The sequence below is a fragment of the Thiolapillus sp. genome (assembly GCF_048562965.1).
Lineage (GTDB): Bacteria > Pseudomonadota > Gammaproteobacteria > Chromatiales > Chromatiaceae > Thiolapillus > Thiolapillus brandeum_A.
This window is the reverse complement of record NZ_JBHNMF010001529.1, coordinates 1-576: the sequence shown is the minus strand read 5'-3', so window position 1 is coordinate 576 and position 576 is coordinate 1. Positions and strand designations below refer to the sequence as shown.

The following is a 576-nucleotide window of genomic DNA, read 5'->3' as shown; positions in this document are numbered from 1 at the left end:
AGGGCAAGCAAACCGTGGCAGAATTTTCCGATTTCCTGAAAACGCATAAAGGCGAGCCATCAGTGATTCAGGAAGCGGTATGTGATATGTCACCCGCCTTTCTTGCGGGGATAAAAGAAAGCTTGCCCCAGGCAGAGGTTACAGTGGACTGGTTCCATATTGTGCAGACCTTTACTCGTGCATTGGATGAGGTAAGAAAACGGGAAGGCCGTGTCAAACCCTTGCCAAAACACCTGCGCTGGAGCGTACTCAAGCGGGGAGATGCAGATCATTTGACAACAAATCAACTCAAGGCGTTGGCTGAATTGCTAGATCAGGGCTTGGATACAGCAACTGCATGGCGAATCAAGGAGCGTCTCGATTGGATACGATTAGCCAAAACACCCAGGGCAGCTCGTTGGAGGATAACCCGGTTCATTGGTTACGCCAGGGAAATCATTGGAGACAGCGAGCTATTGGAGCCTGTGCGTAAGGCATTAGCGACTTTGGAGAACCATGCGGAGCGTGTAGTTCGCCGATGGACATCAACCTATACCAACGCACGAATGGAAGGGCTGAACAGCCTGTTCCAAGCAG

Annotated in this window: 1 protein-coding gene; it reads left to right on the top strand. The window is 51.0% G+C overall.

The window, feature by feature from the left end; genetic code table 11:
* Positions 1 to 14: 14 nt before the first annotated feature.
* The coding region (locus ACOCD2_RS25325; RefSeq protein ID WP_419626390.1) for an ISL3 family transposase at positions 15 to 576 on the top strand (562 nt) is incomplete at its 3' end.